22 protein-coding genes and 1 tRNA gene are annotated in these 20,331 nt (G+C 58.8%); 6 read left to right on the top strand and 17 right to left on the bottom strand.

The window, feature by feature from the left end:
- Positions 1-52: 52 nt before the first annotated feature.
- From JSY17_RS17990 to JSY17_RS17970, 5 genes are all read right to left on the bottom strand, one after another.
- Positions 53-994, bottom strand: a complete 942-nt coding sequence (locus tag JSY17_RS17990; protein WP_025258597.1) for a ribose-phosphate pyrophosphokinase — start codon at positions 992-994, stop codon at positions 53-55.
- A gap of 46 nt (positions 995-1,040) precedes the next feature.
- Positions 1,041-1,115 (bottom strand) — tRNA-Gln (locus JSY17_RS17985).
- 40 nt (positions 1,116-1,155) lie between these two features.
- A complete protein-coding gene (gene ispE / locus JSY17_RS17980; protein WP_117166942.1) occupies positions 1,156-2,004 on the bottom strand; it encodes a 4-(cytidine 5'-diphospho)-2-C-methyl-D-erythritol kinase in 849 nt (282 codons plus the stop codon).
- Between the two features lie 2 nt (positions 2,005-2,006).
- Positions 2,007-2,624: a lipoprotein insertase outer membrane protein LolB gene (lolB, locus tag JSY17_RS17975; protein WP_117182251.1), complete on the bottom strand. Its 618-nt coding sequence runs from the start codon at positions 2,622-2,624 to the stop codon at positions 2,007-2,009.
- A gap of 4 nt (positions 2,625-2,628) precedes the next feature.
- On the bottom strand, positions 2,629-4,356 hold the full coding sequence (locus tag JSY17_RS17970) for a tetratricopeptide repeat protein (protein ID WP_162880418.1): 1,728 nt from the start codon (positions 4,354-4,356) through the stop codon (positions 2,629-2,631).
- 226 nt (positions 4,357-4,582) lie between these two features.
- Here JSY17_RS17970 and hemA point away from each other — a divergent pair, with 226 nt between their 5' ends.
- The 6 genes from hemA (at position 4,583) to JSY17_RS17940 (ending at position 9,969) form a co-directional block, all read left to right on the top strand.
- Entirely contained in the window at positions 4,583-5,860 is a 1,278-nt protein-coding gene (hemA, locus tag JSY17_RS17965) for a glutamyl-tRNA reductase (protein WP_117166944.1), read from the top strand.
- Positions 5,857-6,939 carry a peptide chain release factor 1 gene (gene prfA / locus JSY17_RS17960; protein ID WP_117182252.1) on the top strand — a complete coding sequence of 361 codons (1,083 nt, stop codon included), beginning with the start codon at positions 5,857-5,859 and terminating at the stop codon, positions 6,937-6,939. The genes hemA and prfA overlap by 4 nt, the downstream gene beginning before the upstream one ends.
- Positions 6,940-7,776 carry a peptide chain release factor N(5)-glutamine methyltransferase gene (gene prmC, locus JSY17_RS17955; RefSeq protein WP_117182254.1) on the top strand — a complete coding sequence of 279 codons (837 nt, stop codon included), beginning with the start codon at positions 6,940-6,942 and terminating at the stop codon, positions 7,774-7,776. It begins immediately after the preceding gene.
- Entirely contained in the window at positions 7,770-8,522 is a 753-nt protein-coding gene (locus JSY17_RS17950; RefSeq protein WP_206402605.1) for a molybdopterin-synthase adenylyltransferase MoeB, read from the top strand. Before prmC ends, JSY17_RS17950 begins: the two co-directional genes overlap by 7 nt.
- Complete coding sequence (murI, locus tag JSY17_RS17945) at positions 8,519-9,334, top strand: glutamate racemase (RefSeq protein ID WP_117182255.1); 816 nt, start codon at positions 8,519-8,521, stop codon at positions 9,332-9,334. Before JSY17_RS17950 ends, murI begins: the two co-directional genes overlap by 4 nt.
- 116 nt (positions 9,335-9,450) lie before the next feature.
- A complete protein-coding gene (locus JSY17_RS17940; protein WP_206402580.1) occupies positions 9,451-9,969 on the top strand; it encodes an acyloxyacyl hydrolase in 519 nt (172 codons plus the stop codon).
- 112 nt (positions 9,970-10,081) lie between these two features.
- Here JSY17_RS17940 and JSY17_RS17935 read toward each other — a convergent pair whose 3' ends face one another.
- From JSY17_RS17935 to JSY17_RS17880, 12 genes are all read right to left on the bottom strand, one after another.
- On the bottom strand, positions 10,082-10,381 hold the full coding sequence (locus JSY17_RS17935; RefSeq protein WP_404823378.1) for a YkgJ family cysteine cluster protein: 300 nt from the start codon (positions 10,379-10,381) through the stop codon (positions 10,082-10,084).
- 11 nt (positions 10,382-10,392) lie between these two features.
- A complete protein-coding gene (locus JSY17_RS17930) occupies positions 10,393-10,908 on the bottom strand; it encodes a DUF2878 domain-containing protein (protein WP_206402579.1) in 516 nt (171 codons plus the stop codon).
- Positions 10,901-12,172, bottom strand: a complete 1,272-nt coding sequence (locus JSY17_RS17925; protein ID WP_117186886.1) for an SAM-dependent methyltransferase — start codon at positions 12,170-12,172, stop codon at positions 10,901-10,903. Before JSY17_RS17925 ends, JSY17_RS17930 begins: the two co-directional genes overlap by 8 nt.
- Positions 12,156-12,959 carry a DUF1365 domain-containing protein gene (locus JSY17_RS17920; RefSeq protein ID WP_122372613.1) on the bottom strand — a complete coding sequence of 268 codons (804 nt, stop codon included), beginning with the start codon at positions 12,957-12,959 and terminating at the stop codon, positions 12,156-12,158. The genes JSY17_RS17925 and JSY17_RS17920 overlap by 17 nt, the downstream gene beginning before the upstream one ends.
- Entirely contained in the window at positions 12,956-14,203 is a 1,248-nt protein-coding gene (locus JSY17_RS17915) for an NAD(P)/FAD-dependent oxidoreductase (protein ID WP_206402578.1), read from the bottom strand. The genes JSY17_RS17920 and JSY17_RS17915 overlap by 4 nt, the downstream gene beginning before the upstream one ends.
- The gene (locus JSY17_RS17910) at positions 14,200-14,988 is read right to left on the bottom strand and encodes an SDR family NAD(P)-dependent oxidoreductase (RefSeq protein WP_206402577.1); all 789 of its coding nucleotides are present in this window, start codon (positions 14,986-14,988) and stop codon (positions 14,200-14,202) included. Before JSY17_RS17910 ends, JSY17_RS17915 begins: the two co-directional genes overlap by 4 nt.
- The gene (locus JSY17_RS17905) at positions 14,985-15,407 is read right to left on the bottom strand and encodes a nuclear transport factor 2 family protein (RefSeq protein ID WP_117166956.1); all 423 of its coding nucleotides are present in this window, start codon (positions 15,405-15,407) and stop codon (positions 14,985-14,987) included. Before JSY17_RS17905 ends, JSY17_RS17910 begins: the two co-directional genes overlap by 4 nt.
- Complete coding sequence (phrB, locus tag JSY17_RS17900) at positions 15,400-16,848, bottom strand: deoxyribodipyrimidine photo-lyase (RefSeq protein WP_117186890.1); 1,449 nt, start codon at positions 16,846-16,848, stop codon at positions 15,400-15,402. Before phrB ends, JSY17_RS17905 begins: the two co-directional genes overlap by 8 nt.
- A 10-nt stretch (positions 16,849-16,858) precedes the next feature.
- A complete protein-coding gene (locus tag JSY17_RS17895) occupies positions 16,859-17,767 on the bottom strand; it encodes a MerR family transcriptional regulator (RefSeq protein ID WP_117186891.1) in 909 nt (302 codons plus the stop codon).
- A 3-nt stretch (positions 17,768-17,770) separates the two neighbouring features.
- Positions 17,771-18,733, bottom strand: coding sequence for a YbgA family protein (locus tag JSY17_RS17890; RefSeq protein WP_117182273.1), 963 nt, complete (start codon positions 18,731-18,733; stop codon positions 17,771-17,773).
- A gap of 133 nt (positions 18,734-18,866) precedes the next feature.
- Positions 18,867-19,082, bottom strand: a complete 216-nt coding sequence (locus tag JSY17_RS17885) for a TIGR02450 family Trp-rich protein (protein WP_025258617.1) — start codon at positions 19,080-19,082, stop codon at positions 18,867-18,869.
- Positions 19,079-20,065: an NAD(P)/FAD-dependent oxidoreductase gene (locus JSY17_RS17880; protein ID WP_206402576.1), complete on the bottom strand. Its 987-nt coding sequence runs from the start codon at positions 20,063-20,065 to the stop codon at positions 19,079-19,081. The genes JSY17_RS17885 and JSY17_RS17880 overlap by 4 nt, the downstream gene beginning before the upstream one ends.
- Between the last annotated feature and the right edge of the window lie 266 nt (positions 20,066-20,331).

The raw sequence follows: 20,331 nt of genomic DNA, 5'->3' as shown, positions 1-20,331 counted from the left end.
GATGCCAGGGCGGGGCGCTTTTCGTCGACGAGATGAACGCCAGGGAAAACCCTTAGCGGAACATCGCGCTGATCGATTCTTCGTTGCTGATACGGCGGACCGCCTCAGCGACTACCGGTGCGATATCCAGTTGACGGATACGGCTACAGGCTTGTGCAGCAGCGGACAACGGGATGGTGTTACTCACCACCAGTTCGTCCAGCACGGAATTTTCAATGTTCTCGATCGCCCGACCCGACAGCACAGGGTGTGTGCAGTAGGCAAAGACCTTGGCAGCGCCATGCTCTTTCAGGGCCTTGGCCGCGTGGCACAGAGTACCGGCGGTATCGACCATGTCGTCGACTAGAATACAGGTACGCCCTTCGACATCACCGATGATATGCATCACTTCGGAGTGATTGGCTTTCTCGCGGCGTTTGTCGATGATCCCGAGATCGACGCCCAGGGATTTTGCAACGGCACGTGCACGCACGACACCGCCGATATCCGGGGAAACGATCATCAGGTTTTCAAAGCGCTGATCTTCGATGTCATCCACCAGAACAGGGGAGCCGTAGATGTTATCTACAGGAATATCGAAGAAACCTTGAATCTGGTCAGCATGAAGATCAACCGTGAGAACACGGTCGATACCCACCACGGTCAGCATGTCAGCAACGACTTTCGCGCTGATGGCAACACGTGCGGAGCGCGGACGGCGATCCTGACGGGCATAACCAAAGTAAGGAATCACAGCAGTGATTCGGGACGCTGAGGAGCGGCGGAAGGCATCAGCCATCACGACGAGTTCCATCAGGTTATCGTTGGTCGGAGCGCAAGTCGGCTGAATAATGAAGACATCTTTACCGCGGACGTTTTCATTGATCTCAGTGCTGATTTCACCGTCGGAGAACTTACCGACAGAGACATCACCGAGTGGGATATGCAGCTGACGTACTACACGCCGAGCCAGATCGGGGTTAGCGTTCCCCGTAAAGACCATCATCTTGGACACGCGCAGTACCTGGAGGCTGAGGGTATACCTGGATGAGTATAGAAAATGGCAGGGGCGGCTGGATTCGAACCAACGCATGGCAGGATCAAAACCTGCTGCCTTACCGCTTGGCGACGCCCCTGTATTGAATCAATCCGAGTGCCGTGCACTCGATTCCTTTTTCACAGAATCTGTAGCTTGCGATGCAACATTGATATGTTGCTTCCTTTCGCTACGAACCCTGTAAGGGTCTCTGTAAGAAGGGCCGAGACTTTATCAGCTTCAGCTTCGTTTGGGAAGGCCCCAAACACACAACTTCCAGTTCCGGTTAATTTTGCTTCGGTAAAATTACCTAGCAAATTCAAAGCGTTACGTACATCTGGATAACGCTTCTCTACAACCGCTCTACAGTCGTTTTGACTGTTTCCCTTGGGAACGGGGCGCACTTTAATGGGAGGAGTGTCACGTGTCAACAGTGGATCTGAAAAAATTTCTGCTGTACTTACAGATACTTGCGGCACAAGTACCAGATACCACGGTTCTTCGGGGTTTATAGGGGTGAGAATTTCTCCTACACCCTCCGCAAATGCAGCGCGTCCACGCACGAAAACCGGGACGTCGGCCCCCAGGGTCAGGCCCAGAGCCGCCAGGCGATCTTCGTCCCAGCCAAGATTCCAGAGATGGTTCAGGCCAAGCAGGGTGGTTGCCGCATCGGAACTGCCGCCACCGATGCCACCGCCCATGGGCAGACGTTTTTCCAGCCAGATATCCATGCCCAGCTTGCAGCCGGATTGTTTCTGCAGTGCCCTGGCAGCCCTGACGATCAGATTGCTGTCGTGGGGGACGCCGGGAACATCCGTCTGCAGACGTATTTCACCGTCCTCGCGAACGGCGAAACCGAGTTCGTCGCCGTAGTCGAGAAACTGAAAGATGGTTTCCAGCTGGTGATAGCCGTCAGGGCGACGGCCAAGAATGTGCAGCATCAGGTTCAGCTTGGCGGGAGCGGGCAGGGTAAGGCTTGGCGTACTCATGCTTATTGCCCCAGCTTGCGGGGCTGCCAGTCCTTGATGACCAGCGTGACGTCCAGGTCCTGCCCGTGCAGCTTGATGCGTTCAGGCAGCCAGTAACCGTTCTGCTCGGCATAACTGAGGTATTCCACCTGCCAGCCATCCTGTTCGAGGTTGGCCAGACGGCTGTCGTCATCCAGGGTCAGGCGGCTCTTGCTGTCGGGAGCGGGCAGGCCGCGCACCCACCAGACGAGGTGCGAAACCGGAAGTTTCCAGCCCAACTGGTCCTGCAACAGGGTTTCCGGGCTGCTCGCTTCATAGCGCCCCTGATTGGCCACTTCAAGGGTCACGCCGCCGGGACGACCGGTCAGGCGTGCCGCACCGCGTCCCAGAGGGCCGGAAAGGCGAATGTCGTAATAGTCCTGGCGTTGCAGCCAGAACAGGGTCCCGCTGCCGGAGTCCCTGGGCGCACGAATGCCGACCTTGCCGTTGATCTGCCAGCCGTCGAGGCTGCTCAGTTGTTGCTTGTGTTCGCGCCACTGCGCGGGGTCGCCCTTGCCTTGCAGGGCTTCGCGGGAGGTCAGGCCGGCACAGCCGGCGAGCAGGGCAATAAGGCTGAATACGATTACATGGCGCAAAAACATAACGTCAAAGATTCTCTGATCCGGTCAGGCGCAGCAAGGTACTACGCAGAATAGGGCTGTCAGGTTGCTGTTCCAGAGCTTTGGCCCAGACTTTACGGGCTTCACGCTGCTCGCCCTTGGCCCAGAGCACTTCGCCCAGGTGAGCGGCGACTTCGTGGTCGGGGAAGCGCTCAAGCGCCATGCGCAGCAGGCGTTCGGCCTCGTCCAGATTCCCCATGCGGTAATTGACCCAGCCCAGGCTGTCGAGCACGGCCGGATCGTCCGGGGTCAGGCTGTGGGCCTTTTCGATCAGTTCCCTGGCCTCGGCGTAGCGGGTCGTACGGTCCGAAAGGGTATAACCCAGGGCATTCAAGGCCATGGCGTTTTCCGGTTCGCGCTTGATGATTGCCCGCAGGTCCTTTTCCATCTGCGCCAGATCGTTGCGTTTTTCAGCCAGCATGGCGCGTGTATAGAGCAGGTTCACATCGTCCGGATACTGCTTGAGCGCCTGATTCAGCACTTGCCAGCCACGCTCGGGCTGATTGTTGCTGGTCAGGGTTTCGGCTTCGATCAGGTACAGCTGGATCGCGTAGTCCGGTTGCGCATCGCGGGCTTCGGCGAGGCGTTTGGAGGCTTCGGCAGCATTGCCGTTGCTCATCAAAATATCGCTCTGGCGAAGCTGGGCGGACAGGAAGTCACTGCCCGGCCCGACCTGTGCGTATTCGGCAAGGGCGCTTTGCGGATCGTCGCGCTCTTCGTGGATGCGGCCCAGATTCAGGTGCGCGGAGTCGACATGCGCGCCTCGCTCCACCAGTTCTTCCAGATAGCCGGCAGCCTCGTCCCAGGCCTTGGCTTCCAGGCAGACCAGTGCCAGGGAGAAACGCAGCTCGTCGTCATCCGGATATTGCTGCAGAAGGCTGGAGAACTGCACCTTGGCGTCTTCCATGCGGTTCTGTTCGACCAGCATGCGGGCGTAGGTCAGGCGCAGACGTTTGTCTTCCGGGTATTTCTTGAGGCTTTTTTCCAGGATCGGCAGCGCTTCCTTGCCACGCCCCATGCCTTGCAACAGGCGGGTACGCAGCAGGATCGGCGCGATTTCGCCGTCCTTGGGCGGATTGTCTTCAAGCAGGCGCAGGGAACGCTCGGAGTCGCCGTTCTGCTGAAGCAGCAGCGCCTTGCCGAAAATCAGCTGGCCATTGTTCGGGTATTTGCCCAGCAGCCGGTCGAAACTCTTGAGCAGACCGTTGCGGGTATCGGTGTCGGTCTCCGCGGCGGAGAGCGCGAGGAAGTCGAAATGCGTATCGCCCTGACCCTGCAAGACCTTCTCCATGTACATCATGGAATCGTCATAGCGCCCGGAGCGTGCCAGTTGAATCGCGGCGGCTCTTTGCGCTTCCAGGTTGGTCGGGTCGTTGCGTGCCCAGATCATGGCGGTATCCAGAGCGGCCTGATCGGCCCCCAGATACTCGGCGATGCGATAGGCCCGTTCGGAAACGCCCGGGTCCTGGGTCTTGACCGCCTGGGTGACGTAATTGTCGAGTGCAATGTCGAAACGATTGCGCTGGCCTGCCAGTTCGGCACTGAGCAGGCTGACCAGGGTGTCCTGAGTGAACGAGCCATAGACCAGCGGCTTTGTTTCAGGCGCGGGAGGTGTGTCTTTCTGTGCAGTCACAGGTTGCTGTGAGACGGGGGCCATGGACTGGCAACCGCCGAGAAAGACAAGGGCGAGGAACAACGCGGAGGATCTAGTCATATATGAGAAAGGCGGCTTACCTGCGGTTTGGAGCATCATGACACAAGGCTGTCGGCAAAACCCACCACCGGTGGAAAAACTACTGCAACAGCGATTCTGGCGGCGTCGCCGACCTCGAAAGGGGCCTGCGACGAGCGATTCTAGTGGGACAATAATATGCAGTGGTTGTTCTGAGCTTATCGAAGTAGGACAATTGCTGGCTTCACGTCACCACCAGCGACCCTGAATGGCCTTCCTTGCACTTGGTATTAACCATAAGACTGCCTCGGTAGACGTTCGCGAGCGCGTGGCATTTACGCCAGAACAGCTGGTCGAGGCCTTGCAGCAGCTTTGCCGTCTTACCAGCAGTCGCGAAGCCGCGATTCTCTCGACGTGTAACCGTAGCGAGCTGTATATAGAGCACGACCAGCTCGCAGCTGACAGCATTCTGGCGTGGCTGGCGGACTATCACCACCTGAGCCTCGATGAACTGCGCGCCAGCGCCTATATCCATGAAGACGATGCTGCCGTGCGTCATATGATGCGCGTGGCTTCGGGTCTGGACTCTCTGGTACTCGGAGAGCCGCAGATCCTCGGGCAGATGAAATCCGCCTATGCCGTGGCCCGAGAGGCCGGAACCGTTGGTCCGCTGCTCGGGCGTCTGTTTCAGGCGACCTTCAGTGCCGCCAAGCAGGTGCGCACCGACACGGCCATTGGCGAAAACCCGGTATCGGTGGCGTTTGCCGCCGTCAGCCTGGCGAAACAGATTTTCAGCGATCTGCAGCGCAGCCAGGCGCTGTTGATCGGCGCGGGCGAAACCATCACGCTGGTTGCCCGGCACCTGCGCGACCTGGGCGTCAAGCGTATCGTGGTCGCCAACCGGACCCTGGAGCGTGCCAGTATCCTGGCTGCCGAGTTCGGGGCCCATGCGGTACTGCTTTCGGATATTCCGGCAGAACTGGTGAACAGCGATATCGTGATCAGTTCCACCGCCAGCCAGTTGCCGATTCTGGGCAAGGGCGCGGTGGAAAGCGCCTTGAAGCTGCGCAAGCACAAGCCGATTTTCATGGTGGATATCGCTGTTCCCCGCGATATCGAGCCTGAAGTCGGCGAACTGGACGACGTTTACCTCTATAGCGTCGACGATCTGCATGAAGTGGTCGCCGAAAACCTCAAGAGCCGCCAGGGTGCGGCCCTGGCAGCCGAACAACTGGTCAATATCGGCGCCGAAGATTTCATGTCCCGCTTGCGCGAGCTGGCGGCAGTGGATGTATTGCGTGCCTATCGTCAGCAAAGCGAGCGGCTGCGCGACGAAGAGCTGAGCAAGGCGCAGCGCATGCTGGCCAACGGCAGCAATGCCGAAGAGGTCTTGATTCAACTGGCCCGTGGCCTGACCAACAAACTGCTGCACGCTCCCAGCGTTCAGCTTAAAAAGCTGTCTGCCGAGGGCCGCGTCGATGCGCTGGCCATGGCTCAGGAACTTTTTGCCCTCGGTGAGGGCTCGACGGATAAACCTTCGCAATGAAAGCTTCACTGCTCAATAAGCTGGATGTGCTCAGCGACCGTTTTGAAGAATTGACCGCGCTGCTTGGCGATGCGGAAGTTATCAGCGACCAGACCAGATTTCGCGCCTATTCCCGTGAGTACGCCGAAGTAGAGCCGGTCATCGAGGCTTACAGGCAGCGCATCAAGATTCTGGCCGATCTGGACGGTGCCCAGGCGCTGCTCAAGGACAGCGATCCGGACATGCGGGAAATGGCGGTCGAGGAAGTCCGTGAAGGCAAGCAGCAACTGGCGGATCTGGAGGCGCAACTGCAACGCATGTTGCTGCCCAAGGACCCCAACGATGGCCGTAACGTGTTTCTGGAGATTCGTGCCGGCACCGGTGGTGACGAGGCGGCGATTTTCTCCGGCGACCTGTTCCGCATGTACTCGCGCTATGCCGAGCGTCGTGGCTGGCGTGTGGAAATCCTTTCGGAAAACGAAGGCGAGCATGGCGGCTATAAAGAAGTCATCGCCCGTGTCGAAGGTGAAAACGTCTACGGCAAGCTGAAGTTCGAGTCCGGCGCCCACCGCGTGCAGCGTGTGCCAGAGACCGAGTCGCAAGGTCGTATCCATACCTCGGCCTGCACCGTGGCGGTGCTGCCCGAGCCTGACGAGCAGCAGGCAATCGAAATCAATCCGGCAGACCTGCGCGTCGACACCTATCGTGCGTCTGGTGCCGGTGGTCAGCATGTCAACAAGACCGATTCGGCCATCCGCATTACCCACTTGCCAACGGGTATTGTCGTCGAGTGCCAGGAAGAACGTTCGCAACACAAGAACAGAGCCCGGGCAATGTCCTGGTTGTCTGCCAAACTGAATGATCAGCAGACCAGTGCCGCTGCCAATGCCATCGCCAGCGAGCGCAAGCTGCTGGTGGGGTCCGGTGATCGTTCGGAGCGTATTCGCACCTATAACTTCCCTCAAGGGCGAGTGACGGATCACCGTGTCAATCTGACGTTGTATTCGCTGGACGAAGTTCTGGCCGGTGGCGTCGATGCAGTGATAGAGCCGCTACTCGCTGAATATCAGGCCGATCAACTTGCGGCACTGGGTGAGTAAATGACCATCATCGCCAGCTTGTTAAGAAGCGCTGAACTTCCAGACTCACCAACCGCGCGCCTGGACGCCGAGTTGCTGCTGGCCGCTGCCCTGGGCAAGCCGCGCAGCTTCCTGCATACCTGGCCCGAGCGCATTGTCAGCAGCGAGGCGGCGCTGACATTCGCGGGTTACCTGCAACGCAGGCGTACCGGTGAGCCCGTGGCCTATATCCTGGGCCAGCAGGGTTTCTGGAAGCTCGATCTTGAAGTCGCGCCGCACACACTGATTCCTCGTCCCGAGACCGAGATGCTGGTCGAGGCGGCGCTGGAACTGATACCGGCGTTCGCACCGGCTCAGGTTCTGGATCTGGGCACCGGCAGCGGGGCGATTGCCCTGGCGCTGGCCAACGAGCGTCATCTGTGGAAGGTGACGGCCGTTGATCGTGTGCTCGAAGCCGTGGCCCTGGCCGAACGCAACCGCCAGCGCCTGCAACTGGACAACGCCGTAGTGCTCAACAGCCATTGGTTCAGTGCGCTGGAACAGAACCGGCAGTTCGACCTGATCATCAGCAATCCGCCTTATATCGCCGCTGCCGATCCGCATCTGGCCGCCGGTGATGTCCGGTTCGAGCCGAGCAGCGCACTGGTCGCGGGTGCCGATGGTCTGGATGACTTGCGAGCCATTGTCCAGCAGGCGCCGGCGTATCTGCGCAGTGGCGGCTGGTTGCTGCTTGAGCATGGCTATGATCAGGGATCCGCGGTACGCAACCTGCTCACCGCCAACGGTTTCGACCGGGTGCAGACCCGACGCGATCTGGGCGAGCACGAGCGCATCACCTTTGGATGTCTGCTGTGCTGACCGATCAGGAACTGCTGCGCTACAGTCGGCAGATTCTGCTGCAACATGTCGATATCGAGGGACAGATACGGCTCAAGAGCAGCCGTGCGCTGATCGTCGGTCTGGGCGGCCTGGGTTCTCCGGTGGCGCTGTATCTCGCTGCCGCGGGGGTTGGTGAGCTGCATCTGGCCGATTTCGACAGCGTTGACCTCACCAACCTGCAGCGTCAGGTCATTCATGACAGCCAGAGCATCGGTCAGGCCAAGGTGGACTCCGCCATGGCCCGCCTGACGGCGATCAATCCCGAGGTGACACTGGTCGCCCATCGTACCGTGCTGGATGCCGATTCCCTGAGTGCCGCCGTGCAAGGCGTGGATCTGGTGCTCGATTGTTCGGACAACTTCTCGACCCGTGAGGCTGTGAATGCCGCCTGCGTGGCCGTCGGCAAGCCTCTGGTCAGCGGCGCGGCGATCCGCCTTGAAGGGCAGTTGTCGGTATTCGACCCGCGCCGTGCCGAGAGTCCTTGTTATCACTGCCTGTACGGTCACGGCAGCGAAGCCGAACTGACGTGCAGCGAGGCTGGCGTCATCGGCCCTCTGGTGGGGTTGGTGGGCAGCCTGCAGGCCCTTGAGGCCTTGAAGCTGCTGGCGGGGTTTGGCGAGCCGCTGGTAGGGCGCCTGTTGCTGATCGACGCCTTGAGCACCCGTTTCCGGGAGTTGAAAGTCAAACGCGACCCGGCCTGCAGTGTATGCGGTGCTGCTCAATGATCGACACTCCAGCCTCATACAGCCGTAATGCGCCGGTGGGTGTCTTCGATTCCGGTGTCGGCGGGCTGTCGGTTCTCACCGAAATCCGCCAGTTGCTGCCCAACGAATCTCTGCTGTATGTCGCCGATGGCGGGAATATTCCCTACGGCGAAAAGACCCCGGAATTCATTATTCAGCGCTGTCTTGCGATTGCCGGTTTTCTTCGCGAGCAAGGGGCCAAGGCGCTGGTGCTGGCCTGCAACACCGCGACTGTGGCAGGTGTCGCGCAGATACGTCAGCGTTACCCCGACTGGCCTATTGTCGGCATGGAGCCTGCGGTCAAGCCGGCCGCTGCCGCAACTCGCAGCGGAGTGGTGGGGGTTCTGGCCACAACCGGCACCCTGCAGAGCGCCAAATTCGCCGCTTTGCTCGACCGCTTCGCCAGCGATGTACGAGTGATTACCCAGCCTTGTCCGGGGCTGGTGGAGCTGATCGAAACCGGCGATCTGCTCAGCCCGGCTATCCGTCAGTTGCTCTGGAGCTATGTCGAGCCCTTGCTGCTTGAAGGCTGTGACACCATCATTCTGGGCTGTACTCACTATCCGTTTATCAAGCCGCTGCTGCGTCAGATGATTCCTGATTCCATCAGCCTGATCGATACCGGCGCGGCTGTGGCGCGTCAACTTCAGCGTTTGCTGGCCCAATCCGATCTGTTGTCCACCGGTCCTGTGTGCGAAACTTCCTACTGGACGAGTGGCAATCCAAATGATTTCAAAAAAATTCTTCCCGCCCTATGGCAAAGCGCTGGCAGTGTGCGAAGCTTAGGTTTGTAAAAAAATCGTGAAAAAGCTTTTTGGGGGCTGAACCAACGCCTTGCTGCTGCTTTCTATACTGCGTCTCCCAAGTTTCCAGCACTTTCCAATAACTACCATATGAAATGGATGTTTCTATGAAGCGACTTTTATGTGCGGCCGTTTTTTCGGCTGTTCTCGCAGGGCAAAGCTCAGTGGTACTGGCCGATGGGGTCGAGTTTTCGGTAGGCCATACCAGCCAATCGACCATGACTTATCGTCTGGGCGTACAGTTTGATTGGGATAAAAGCTGGTTGAAAAGCGATGTAGGCCGTCTGACTGGCTACTGGGACGGTGCCTACACCTACTGGGATGGCGATAAACGCTCCAGCAACAACAGCCTGTCGTTCTCGCCAGTGTTTGTTTATGAGTTCGCGGGCCAGAGCGTGAAGCCTTACATCGAGGCGGGGATCGGGGTTTCGGTGTTCTCCAACACCCAGGTCGAAGACAACAAGCTGGGCTCGGCCTTCAACTTTGAAGACCGTATCGGCTTTGGTCTGCGTTTCGCAGGCGGTCATGAAGTCGGCATTCGTGCCACTCACTATTCCAACGCCGGTATCAAACAGCCGAACGACGGGATAGAAAGCTACGCCCTGCATTACAAGATGCCGTTCTGATAGCGAACGACCAGGCGGGAGAGAATTGATTCGCGAAGAGGCCGGTGCATTCGATACCTATCTATCGTTTGTAATGCCGTCTCGCGAATGAATTCGCTCCTACCCGTTGCACTCAAAGATAAGCCGTAGCAATCCCCAGCCGTTCACTCAGGCACTCTTCAGAACCTTCTTCGAATTCGCGGCAAATCAGCGGGCGTTTTTCGTAGATGGTGCACAGCATGGTGTTGCGATCCAGCGCCGCGCACCAGCCGTCATCCAGGCGTAGCATGACTTCGCCGCCCCATTCATCGGTATCGATATAACGCTCGGGCACGCCTGTGTCGGTGATGAGCATCACTTCCAGTTGGCAGCAGCAGGCTGCGCAGGTCGAGCAGGTGACTTTCGGTTCGTCTGGAATATGTGTCAGTTGGATGAGCGAGGCTTTCAGTGGCTGGCTCCGGTGTGTCTGTCAATGAGCGGATGGGCCGCCAGTCCCTGAAGCAAAGGAAAGAAGACGGCCCAGACCGCGCCCAGTATCAGGAGGCTTGGCCACAATCCGATTGGAAATTGGGCTTGCGCCAGTTGTGAGCCCGCGTAGTAAGACATCGGGCCGCCAATGGCGCCGAGCAGGCTGGCACGCCACCAGGGGCTGGCAGTCCAGGCCAGGCAATGATTGAGTGTGGTCGCCAGCACCGCCCAGAGTAATACCAGCCATAAGGGAATCAGTGGGCTATTGGTGCCGAAATCGAATACCCCGAGATTCATCAGGGTGCTGTCGAGCAGCGTCCCCAGCACAGTGACGGCCAGCAGTAATCTGCCCTCACGCGCCCAGGAGCTGGTCCACAGCAGATGTATGGCCAGTACACCGGCTGCAATCAAAAGCCAGTAACTGTTGCCGCCCAGCACGCAGGTGAACCAGCCGATCTGGAACAGCACCGCATTGGCGACGGTTTTAAGCATCGAAGAGTCCCAGCACCGGTGCGCGCAGGGCTTCGGGTTTGGCCAGCAGCAATTGTGCGGTGCCGATGGTTCGCTCCAGGAAACCACCTTCGCAATAGCACAGATAGAACTCCCACAGACGCAGGAAGTATTCGTCGTAGCCCAGATCCAGCAAGGTGCTGTGGGCCTGTTTGAAGTTTTCGTGCCACAGGTGCAGGGTGCGGGCGTAATGCAGGCCGAAGTCTTCCATGTGCAGCAGGTTCATGTCGGTGTCGCCGCCGACGATTTCCAGCATCTTGTGGACCGACGGCAAGGCACCGCCCGGGAAGATATAACGCTGGATGAAGTCCACATTCTTTCTGGCCTGTTCATAACGCTGCTCGCGAATGGTGATGGCCTGCAAGAGCATCAGACCGTTGCTCTTGAGCAGGTGCGAGCATTGTTTGAAATACGTCGGCAGAAACCTGTGGCCCACTGCTTCGATCATCTCGATGGACACCAGCTTGTCGTACTGACCGGTGAGGTCGCGGTAATCCTTGAGCAGCAGGGTCACGCGGTCCTGCAGGCCCAGTTGCAGCAGACGCTGTTCGGTGTAGGCGAACTGCTCTTTCGACAGTGTGGTCGTCGTGACCCGGCAACCGTAATGCTGAGCGGCATAAATCGCCATGCTGCCCCAGCCCGTGCCGATTTCCAGCAGATGATCCTCGGGTTTGAGGGCCAGCTTCTGGCAGATGCGTTCCAGCTTGTTCAACTGGGCCTGTTCGAGGCTGTCGTTCTCGCTCAGGAATTGAGCGGCGGAATACATCATCGTCGGGTCGAGAAACTGCTCGAACAATTTATTGCCCAGGTCGTAATGCGCCGCGATGTTTTTCTGCGAACCTTTGCGGGTGTTGCGGTTGAGCCAGTGCAGGCCCTGGACCATGGGGCGTGTCAGGCGTGCAATGCCGCCTTCCATGGCATCGAGCACATCGAGGTTGCTGACGAACACCCGCACCACTGAGGTCAGATCCGGCGTGGTCCAGTAGCCATGGATAAAGGCTTCGCCCGCGCCGATGGAACCGCCGCTGGCAACCAGTCCCCAGACCGCAGAGTCGCGGACATGAATTTCTGCCTGAATCGGCGACCCGGCCTTGCCGAATACATGGCGTTCCGAGCCTTCATTGACCACCAACTGGCCGTTGCGCAGTTGTGCAAGCTGGCGCAATACGCCACGGCGCAGGAAATTGGTGGTCAGATTATGGGTACCCAGATTGGCAGAAAAACCACTACTACTGATGTTTTTCATTACGTCGATCCTTGGGTTGCGGGATGCCAGTACGGTATTCACCGTCAGCAGTCTGATGATTGAAAATCGGGATGCGCTTGAGCAGCAGGCGTACGGCCTGCCAATAGATCGCAAGACAGGTTTTGGCAGTCATCCATGGATAGGCAAGCAGATAGCGATGCAGCGTCTGGCGGCTGAGAGGCTGGCGATTGAGGTTGAGCGTGGCATCGAACACCTTCAGCTCACCTTGCCAGTCGGCCATGTGCACGCCGATTCTTTCGGCGGGCTGGCTGAAGCTCATGCGGTATTCCAGGTCGCGGGGCAGAAACGGTGAGACATGGAACGCCTTGGCCACGGCGAAGTGCTGATGGCCTTCGCCATTGGCGGGCAGGACGTAGTGATAGCGCTCGCCCCAGGGAGTATTGGTGACCTCACACAGGATGGCGGCCAGTGTTCCGTCGACCTCATGGCAATAGAAAAAGCTCACAGGGTTGAACGACAAACCCCAACTGCGGGCTTGAGTGAGCAGACAGACCCGGCCCAGCGGCATATGGCCCAGCGCTATCCCGACGCGCTCGCGTACCGCTTCGATCAGCGGCACGCCACGCCCGGTCAGTTCCGGCAGATAGTCATGTTCCCTGAATGAAAACGGCGAAAAACGCTTGCCCCCGGCCAGCGGTGACAAGTTGAGCACAGCGTCCTGCTCGTCCAGATCCAGATAGAGCAGGCCGATCCGATAATTGAATTCGTGGGCCCTTGGCGCAAAGCGCCGATGGGTGATCCAGCCGCTGTAAAGGGCGCTGTTCACAGCGATTCACCCAGGGCTTCGGCTACACGCAGGCCGCTGACCACACCGTCTTCGTGGAAACCGTTGGCCCAGTAGGCGCCGCAGTACAGGGTATTTTCGACGCCGTTGATTTCCTGCCAGCGAGCCTGGGCCGCAATGGCATCAAGGCTGTATTGCGGATGGGCGTAGCGGTAGCGGCCAAGAATTTTCGTCGGGTCGATGGCGTCGGTCTGGTTCAGGCTGACGCAGAACGTGGTGTCGCTCTGGATACCTTGCAGAATGTTCATGTCGTAGGTGACCGCCGCCAGTTGCTGTTCGCCACCGCCAAGGCGGTAGTTCCAGCTGGCCCAGGCCAAGGCGCGCTTGGGCAACAGCTTGGTGTCGGTGTGCAGGACCACATCGTTCTCGGCATAACGCAGGGCGCCGAGGATGTCCTGTTCGGTTTGCGAAGGCTGGGCCAGCAGTTGCAGGGCCTGATCGCTGTGACAGGCGAAGATCACCTTGTCGAAGCGTTCGCTGCCCGCCGCGCTGTGCAGCGTGACGCCCTCGCTGTCGCGTTCGACCCGGTGCACAGGGCATGAAAGGCGAATGCGGTCTTTGAACGATGCCGTCAGCGGCTCGACATAACTTCTGGAGCCGCCCTCGATCACGCACCACTGTGGGCGATGAGTGACAGAAAGCAGCCCGTGATTCTTGAAGAAGCGCACGAAGAATTGCAGAGGGAAACCCAGCATGTCCGCCAGTGACATCGACCAGATGGCTGCGCCCATGGGGACGATGTAGTGATCGATGAAGCGCTGGCCGTAACGGCCGTTTTTCAGGTACTCGCCCAGCGTCGTGTCTGCCGCGATGCGCTGGTTTTCCAGGTCGGCCACGGACTGGCGATTGAAACGCAGGATATCGCTCAGCATGCCCCAGAACTTTGGCGACAACAGGTTGCTGCGCTGGGCGAACAGGCTGTTGAGATTATTGCCGTTGTATTCCACCCCGGTGCGCGGGTCATGCACCGAAAAGCTCATTTCAGCTGGCTTGAATGACACGCCCAACTGGCCGAGCAACTTGATGAAATTCGGGTAGGTCCAGTCATTGAAGACAATAAAGCCGGTATCGATGGCGTAGGCACGGCCAGCGACTTGCACATCCACGGTATGGGTGTGGCCGCCGATCCAGTCGGATGCTTCGAACACGGTGATCTCATGGGAGCGGTTGAGTACGTAGGCGCTGGTCAGGCCCGAGATACCGCTGCCGATGATGGCGATCTTCATTGAGCGTCCTTATTCGAGGTTGGGGGGCGTGCCATGCGTTTGCATAGGGCAAACCTTGCACGTGCCGGTAACAGGGCCAGCAGGCGCAGGCTGAGAATGAACGGGCCGGGGAACGATATTTCCAGAGGGCGTCTGGGCTGCTCCATTCTTTTGGCGATGTAACGGGCTGCCTTTTCCACCGGCCAGCGCATGGGCATCGGGAAATCGTTTTTTGCGGTCAGTGGCGTTTCCACAAAACCCGGGCTGATCACGGTGACGTCGATATCTTCACTGGCCAGATCCAGGCGCAGTGACTCCAGCATATAGCGCATGCCGGCTTTCGATGCGCCATAGGCTTCGGCGCGTGGCAGGGCCAGATAGGTCACTGCGCTGGCCACGCCGGCCAGATGGGGTTTTACCCCTTTGCGCAACAAGGGCAGTGCTTCCTGAATGCAGAAGCTGGTGGCCAGAAGATTGGTGCGAATTACCCGCTCCACCAGCGTGGCATCGAAATGTCCGGCTTCAAGGTACTCGCAGGTCCCCGCATTGAGGATGACGCTGTCCAGAGCTCCCCACTCCTGCTCGATACGGTCGCCCATGTTCTTGACTTGCGCGCCATCGGTTATATCGCCGATGAGCAGCAGGACCTGACCGGGATAGCGGTCCGACAAATCCTGCAAGGGCGCTTCGGTTCTGGCAGTCAGGGCCAGTTGGTGCCTCGCGTCGAGCAACTCTTTTGCCAGGGCGAGGCCTATACCGCTGCTGGCCCCGGTCAACCAGATGCGACGAGCATAAGATGTATTCATGCCAACCTCTTCTTCAGCCAGGCAATCAAGCCTCCCATGATGGGGAGGTGTTCATAGAGCAATGCGCCGGCATCGAAGTAATCCCGATGCCGGTAAACCTTTTCGTGCCAATGCAGATGTGAACAGCCTTCGACCTTGATGACCCGACCCCTTTTCAGACGCGGGTGTGAATAACTCATGGTCCAGACCAGATAACCTTCGCCGGGCCTGACTTCATCGAAGCGATGGAAGTCGAAATGCAGGTCACTGACATTGCTGTACAGCTGGGCGAAGTAGTCCTGCATGGCTGGCAGACCCTGGATATGGTGCAGCGGGTCTGTGAACGACACGTTGTCGCTGTACAGGTCAGCCACTCGCTCAAGGTTGTCCTTGTTCAGCGCTGCGAAGTCATGGGCGAAGCGTTGCAGGAATTCACTCATGGAGCGCATCCGCAGCAGGCTGGCGATGGGGCAGGGCCTTGAACGCGGCCAGTGCCCGTTCGCGGCTTTTGCCCAGGTCGACAATCGGGGACGGATAGTTGGCGACACCGAACAGCCCGCCGACAAGCGCCGGGTTATGAACCTCTTTCTTGTTGAGGCTGGCCAGTTCCGGCAACCAGTGCTTGATGAAGCGTCCTTCCGGATCGAATTTTTCCGATTGCGACAATGGATTGAAGATGCGGAAGTAAGGAGCCGAATCGGTGCCTGTGGATGAGCTCCACTGCCAGCCGCCGTTATTGGCTGCAAGATCTCCGTCGATCAGGTGGCGCATGAAAAAGCGCTCGCCCTCGCGCCAGTCGATCAACAGGTTCTTGGTCAGGAACATTGCAACGACCATCCTTAGTCGGTTATGCATCCAGCCTGTTTCCAGCAACTGGCGCATGGCAGCATCGATGATGGGCAAACCGGTGCGGGCTTCCTGCCACGCGGCCAGTTCGGTTGGAGCATTACGCCATTTAACGGCTTCGGTTTCCGGGCGAAACGCGCGATGCCTCGAAACGCGAGGGTAGCCCACCAGAATGTGTTTGTAGAACTCCCGCCACAACAGCTCGTTGATCCAGGTCACGATCCCGATGTTGCCGGTCTCGAACTCCCCGTTATTGCTCGTCAGTGCGGCATGCAGGCATTGACGAGGCGAAATCACACCCGCTGCGAGATACGCCGATAACTGGCTGGTACCGGGCTTTGCAGGAAAGTCCCGCTCGCTCTGGTAATAGCGGATCTGATCGTCACTGAAGGTGGACAGGCGCTGACGTGCTTCATGTTCGCCGGCAGGCCAGAGTTCGCGCAGCGCTTTGGACGGCGTGGCAAAACCTTCGACCTGATCGGGTACCGCATCGCTTTTGATCGACAGCGGCTGCTGAGCCTTTGGCAGACGGACGAGGCGTGGCATCGCTTCGTGCAGACGAGCGTAGCAGACTTTGCGGAACTGGCTGTAGACCTGAAAGTAGCCACCGGTTCTGGTCAGAATGCTGCCGGGTTTGAACAGCAGTTGATCCAGATAGCTGTTGAAATGCACTCCGGATTTTTCCAGCGTCCGGTGCACGGCCTGATCGCGGCGGCTTTCATGGATGCCGTATTCTTCATTGCTGTGCACGCCTTGGATAGCGTGCTCCGCGCAGAGCTTCGCCAGCACTTCGGGGGCTTTGTCCCAGGTGTCGGCCTTGCGGATCAGCAAGGGAACATTCAGCTCACCCAGGGCTTTTTCCAGCTCGACCAGATTGCGCAGCCAGAAATCCACCTTGCAGGCGGCATCGTCATGGTTCTGCCATTGAGTCGGGCTGACCAGATACACCGCAAGCGTCGGACCCCGCTCCATGGCAGCAGCCAGGGCGGTATTGTCGTGAACGCGCAAATCGCTACGCAGCCAAAACAGTTGCATGTGAAATCCTTTAGATGAGTCCGAGCCTGTTCAATTCGATCTGTGCACTGAGCGGATCTTGAGCAAGGGTCAATCCGGCGACCTCGTTCGCACATACGAGCAAATCGGCATTGTGGATCTGTACCGTTGGTCCACTCAGAACGATCGGGCAGGAAATGTTGCTTAGTAACCGGGGTAACTGAGCGGGATTCAGCGATTTGCTGGAATAAAGCAGCACGCCGCGTGGTTGCAGATATTCGGTAGCCAGCGCCAGTTCGCCTGCGGGCAGCGGCCAGTCGAAGACTTCCACCGGGCAGTCGGCGCTGCTGACCAGCCAGGCCACGAGCCACAGATGCGGCTCCAGTGGCAGGTCGGACTGATTCACCAGCAGCAACGGTTTGCCATTGAGCTGCCGGTTGTTGTGATAGATGCGTGCGCCGAGCTTGCTGCGCAGCCACGAATAGAAGAACGCCCGTTCCATCTGCGCGCCGAACTTGCCCTGCCAGCGTTTTTCCAGCTCGGCCAGCAGTGGCAGCAATAATTGCTCACACAAAGTCCGGGGTGGATACAGCGACATGGCCTGATTGAACACATCGTCGACCCGGCGTTCGGCCAGTTCACCGATGGCTTGCAACAGTGTCTGGCGCAGGGCATCCCAGTCGTTGCCGGGGGTGAAGCTTTCCGGTTGTTGCTCATCGATCAGGGCCTTGACCTGGCTGACGGACACTCCACGGTTGAGCCAGGTCAGAATCGTCATTACCCGCTGCACATGTTCGTGGGTGTACAGCCGGTGTCCCTTGGCGGTGCGATGGGGCACGATCAAGCCATAGCGTCGCTCCCAGGCGCGCAGGGTGACGGCGTTGACTCCGGTCTGGCGTGCAACCTCACGGATCGGCAGCCAGTGATCCGGCTGGTGCACTTCCTGGTTTGTATCGTTCATGGTTCAGATCGCATTTCGCAGGCTCAGGTTTTCCGGATGCGGCTGCATGTAAACCTGCAGCGCGATATACGGATCGGGATGTTGGCGAAAGTGGTGCTTGAGCAGGGTCAGCGGCACGATCAGGGGCACGATGCCCTGATGGTATTGAGTGATCAGGCGCTGGATTTCCTGCTTGTCCTCGGTATCGAGGTGGTTTTTGAGGTAGCCGCTCAGGTGCTGCAGCACATTGGTATGAGTGCGGCGGGTGGCGCATTTTTTCAGTGCCGCCATCAGTTGGCTGAAATAGCGTGGGGCAATCTCGTTGGGATCGCTGCGGCCCATGCTGCCCAGCATGTTGCCCAGCACCTTGTATTGCTGAGGGTTGCTGGCCATGAGCTGATATTTGTAGCGCGAATGGAATTCGCTCAAGGCCCGGCGGGTCACGCCCTCCTTGAGCAGCTTTTGCCAGGCGGCGTAGGCGAATACCCGGGTCACGAAGTTTTCCAGCAGCACCGCGTCGTTGAGCCTGCCGTCTTCTTCGACCGGTAGGTCGGGGTTACTGGCACAGAAGGCCTGGGCATAGATACCGCGTCCGCCGCCATCCACCGGGGCACCATTCTCGCGATAGACCTTGACCCGCTCCAGGCCGCAGGACGGTGACTTCTGCATGAAAATGTAGCCACAGATATCATCCATCTCGTTGGCCATGTGCAGCCCGTAGTCGGCCAGGGCCCGGGTAACGTTCAGATCGCTGTTGACGGTACCGACTGCCTGGGGATTTACCGGGTCGCCCACCAGCCTTATCGGCTCGCGTGGAATGCCCATGCCGATGGCGACTTCCGGGCAGGCCGGAACGAAATCGAAATATGTCCCCAGCGCCTGGGTGCACAGGCGGGATTCTTTATGGCCGCCATTGAAGCGTACCTCTGCACCCAGCAGGCAGGCGCTGATTCCCAGTTTTGGTTTATCGATCACAGGCGCTGACATCACAAACCTCTACGCAAGACTTGTACAGATCAGTAAGTCTGTACAACTTGTCTCATCATAGGTTTGTAGCTGTACAAGTCAAATTCTTTGTACAAGAATTCGCGGGCGGCATCGGCTCAGAAAACGGGCCTGCTCACTTCCAGCCCATCCGCCACACCTCGGAATTCTGTAGGACCTGCCACGGCAGACGTTCGCTGCGGTGAGTCATCACGGCCTGCAGTTCAATCTCCAGCACCGTGCCTTCTTCGTCCTTGAACAGTTCGGTCACCAGAAAGTGTTTTTCGCGGTTGAGCGGTACTGCTGCGGTCCATTTCGACAGCAGCAGTTTGCGGGGATTGATGGTATTCACTTGAGGTGTTCGAGCAGACGACGCGCGGCTTCCTGGCCGCTGAGCCATGCGCCTTCGACGCGGCCGGACAGGCACCAGTCGCCACAGACGTAAATGCCCAGATCGGCATCGGATAGTGCGCCCCATTCGTGGGAGCCGGCTGGCCGTGCATACAGCCAGCGGTGCGCCTGGCTGAAGACAGGAGCCGGCATCGGGCAGTTGATCAGCTCGGCAAATGCGCCATGCAGATGCTCGATGACCTGTTCCTTGGGCATGTCCAGATGCTGCCTGCTCCAATTGCTGGAGGCATGCAGAACCCAGGTGTCCAGAGTGTCGTCACGTTGCGGTTTGCTGCGATTGCGGGCCAGCCAGTCCAGCGGGCTGTCCTGAACGAAACAGCCTTGCATCGGGGTTTGCAGCGGGGCGGAGAAGGCCAGGGCAACCGCCCAGGTCGGGTCCATTTTCACACCGGTCACCACGCTGGCCAGTTTCGGTGCCGCCGCCAGCATAGTCGCTGCCTGAGGTGCCGGTATGGCGATGACCACATGGCTGAAAGGGCCGTGGTTATTGCCTTCGGCGTCTTGCAGGTTCCAGTGCTCTTCACCGCGGAAGACTTCGGTGATGCGGCACGAGAATGTCACCGGCAGGTCGCCCAGAAGGGCCCGGGTAATGGCGCTCATGCCCGGGGTGCCGACCCAGCGTACCTGCTCGTCAGGAGACGGGCTGAGTCTGCCGCCATGGAAGTTGTACAGCGAAGGAGTCCATTCGGCCACATGGCCTTTGGCTTGCCACTGATTGACGGCCGCCACGAAACGGCGATCGCGGGCAGTGAAATACTGCGCGCCCATGTCCAGAGAGCCTGCCTCACTTCGCTTGCTGGACATTCTTCCGCCGCTGCCGCGGCTTTTGTCGAAAAGATGTACGTCGTGCCCGGCAGCCTTGAGTGCCTGGGCAGCAGAGAGTCCGGCGATACCGGTACCGATGATTGCGATAGGTACAGTCATAGGGGCCTCGTTACCTTGTCTGCACAGACTACGCCGTAGTTAAAACCTGTACAATCTCCGTTTTTGGTATAACTTGCAGTCGTTCTCGATTTTACTGCTTATAGTCAACTGCAACCCTTGCGCTTCACGACGGTCAGTCTGTTGCCTGTAGACAATGGGCCAACTACCCGGCTGGGTAGTAAAGCTCCGATTCATTCAGGTGTGGCCTATGGTTCAGCAAAGGTTTGTGCTTTTGCGGATAAGCCAGACCCGTAAAAAATAGACTA

The organism is Pseudomonas capsici (genome assembly GCF_017165765.1).
Classification (GTDB): domain Bacteria; phylum Pseudomonadota; class Gammaproteobacteria; order Pseudomonadales; family Pseudomonadaceae; genus Aquipseudomonas; species Aquipseudomonas capsici.
Note: the sequence above shows the minus strand (reverse complement) of the source record. Positions and strands in the feature narration are given on the sequence as shown.

Excerpts from the sequence above, each read along its gene's own strand:
- ispE (WP_117166942.1), bottom strand. The coding sequence starts at position 2,004 with ATGAGTACGCCAAGCCTTACCCTGCCCGCTCCCGCCAAGCTGAACCTG.
- lolB (WP_117182251.1), bottom strand. The coding sequence starts at position 2,624 with ATGTTTTTGCGCCATGTAATCGTATTCAGCCTTATTGCCCTGCTCGCC.
- JSY17_RS17970 (WP_162880418.1), bottom strand. The coding sequence starts at position 4,356 with ATGACTAGATCCTCCGCGTTGTTCCTCGCCCTTGTCTTTCTCGGCGGT.
- hemA (WP_117166944.1), top strand. The coding sequence starts at position 4,583 with ATGGCCTTCCTTGCACTTGGTATTAACCATAAGACTGCCTCGGTAGAC.
- prfA (WP_117182252.1), top strand. The coding sequence starts at position 5,857 with ATGAAAGCTTCACTGCTCAATAAGCTGGATGTGCTCAGCGACCGTTTT.
- prmC (WP_117182254.1), top strand. The coding sequence starts at position 6,940 with ATGACCATCATCGCCAGCTTGTTAAGAAGCGCTGAACTTCCAGACTCA.
- murI (WP_117182255.1), top strand. The coding sequence starts at position 8,519 with ATGATCGACACTCCAGCCTCATACAGCCGTAATGCGCCGGTGGGTGTC.
- JSY17_RS17940 (WP_206402580.1), top strand. The coding sequence starts at position 9,451 with ATGAAGCGACTTTTATGTGCGGCCGTTTTTTCGGCTGTTCTCGCAGGG.
- JSY17_RS17930 (WP_206402579.1), bottom strand. The coding sequence starts at position 10,908 with ATGCTTAAAACCGTCGCCAATGCGGTGCTGTTCCAGATCGGCTGGTTC.
- JSY17_RS17925 (WP_117186886.1), bottom strand. The coding sequence starts at position 12,172 with ATGAAAAACATCAGTAGTAGTGGTTTTTCTGCCAATCTGGGTACCCAT.
- JSY17_RS17915 (WP_206402578.1), bottom strand. The coding sequence starts at position 14,203 with ATGAAGATCGCCATCATCGGCAGCGGTATCTCGGGCCTGACCAGCGCC.
- JSY17_RS17910 (WP_206402577.1), bottom strand. The coding sequence starts at position 14,988 with ATGAATACATCTTATGCTCGTCGCATCTGGTTGACCGGGGCCAGCAGC.
- JSY17_RS17905 (WP_117166956.1), bottom strand. The coding sequence starts at position 15,407 with ATGAGTGAATTCCTGCAACGCTTCGCCCATGACTTCGCAGCGCTGAAC.
- phrB (WP_117186890.1), bottom strand. The coding sequence starts at position 16,848 with ATGCAACTGTTTTGGCTGCGTAGCGATTTGCGCGTTCACGACAATACC.
- JSY17_RS17895 (WP_117186891.1), bottom strand. The coding sequence starts at position 17,767 with ATGAACGATACAAACCAGGAAGTGCACCAGCCGGATCACTGGCTGCCG.
- JSY17_RS17890 (WP_117182273.1), bottom strand. The coding sequence starts at position 18,733 with ATGTCAGCGCCTGTGATCGATAAACCAAAACTGGGAATCAGCGCCTGC.
- JSY17_RS17880 (WP_206402576.1), bottom strand. The coding sequence starts at position 20,065 with ATGACTGTACCTATCGCAATCATCGGTACCGGTATCGCCGGACTCTCT.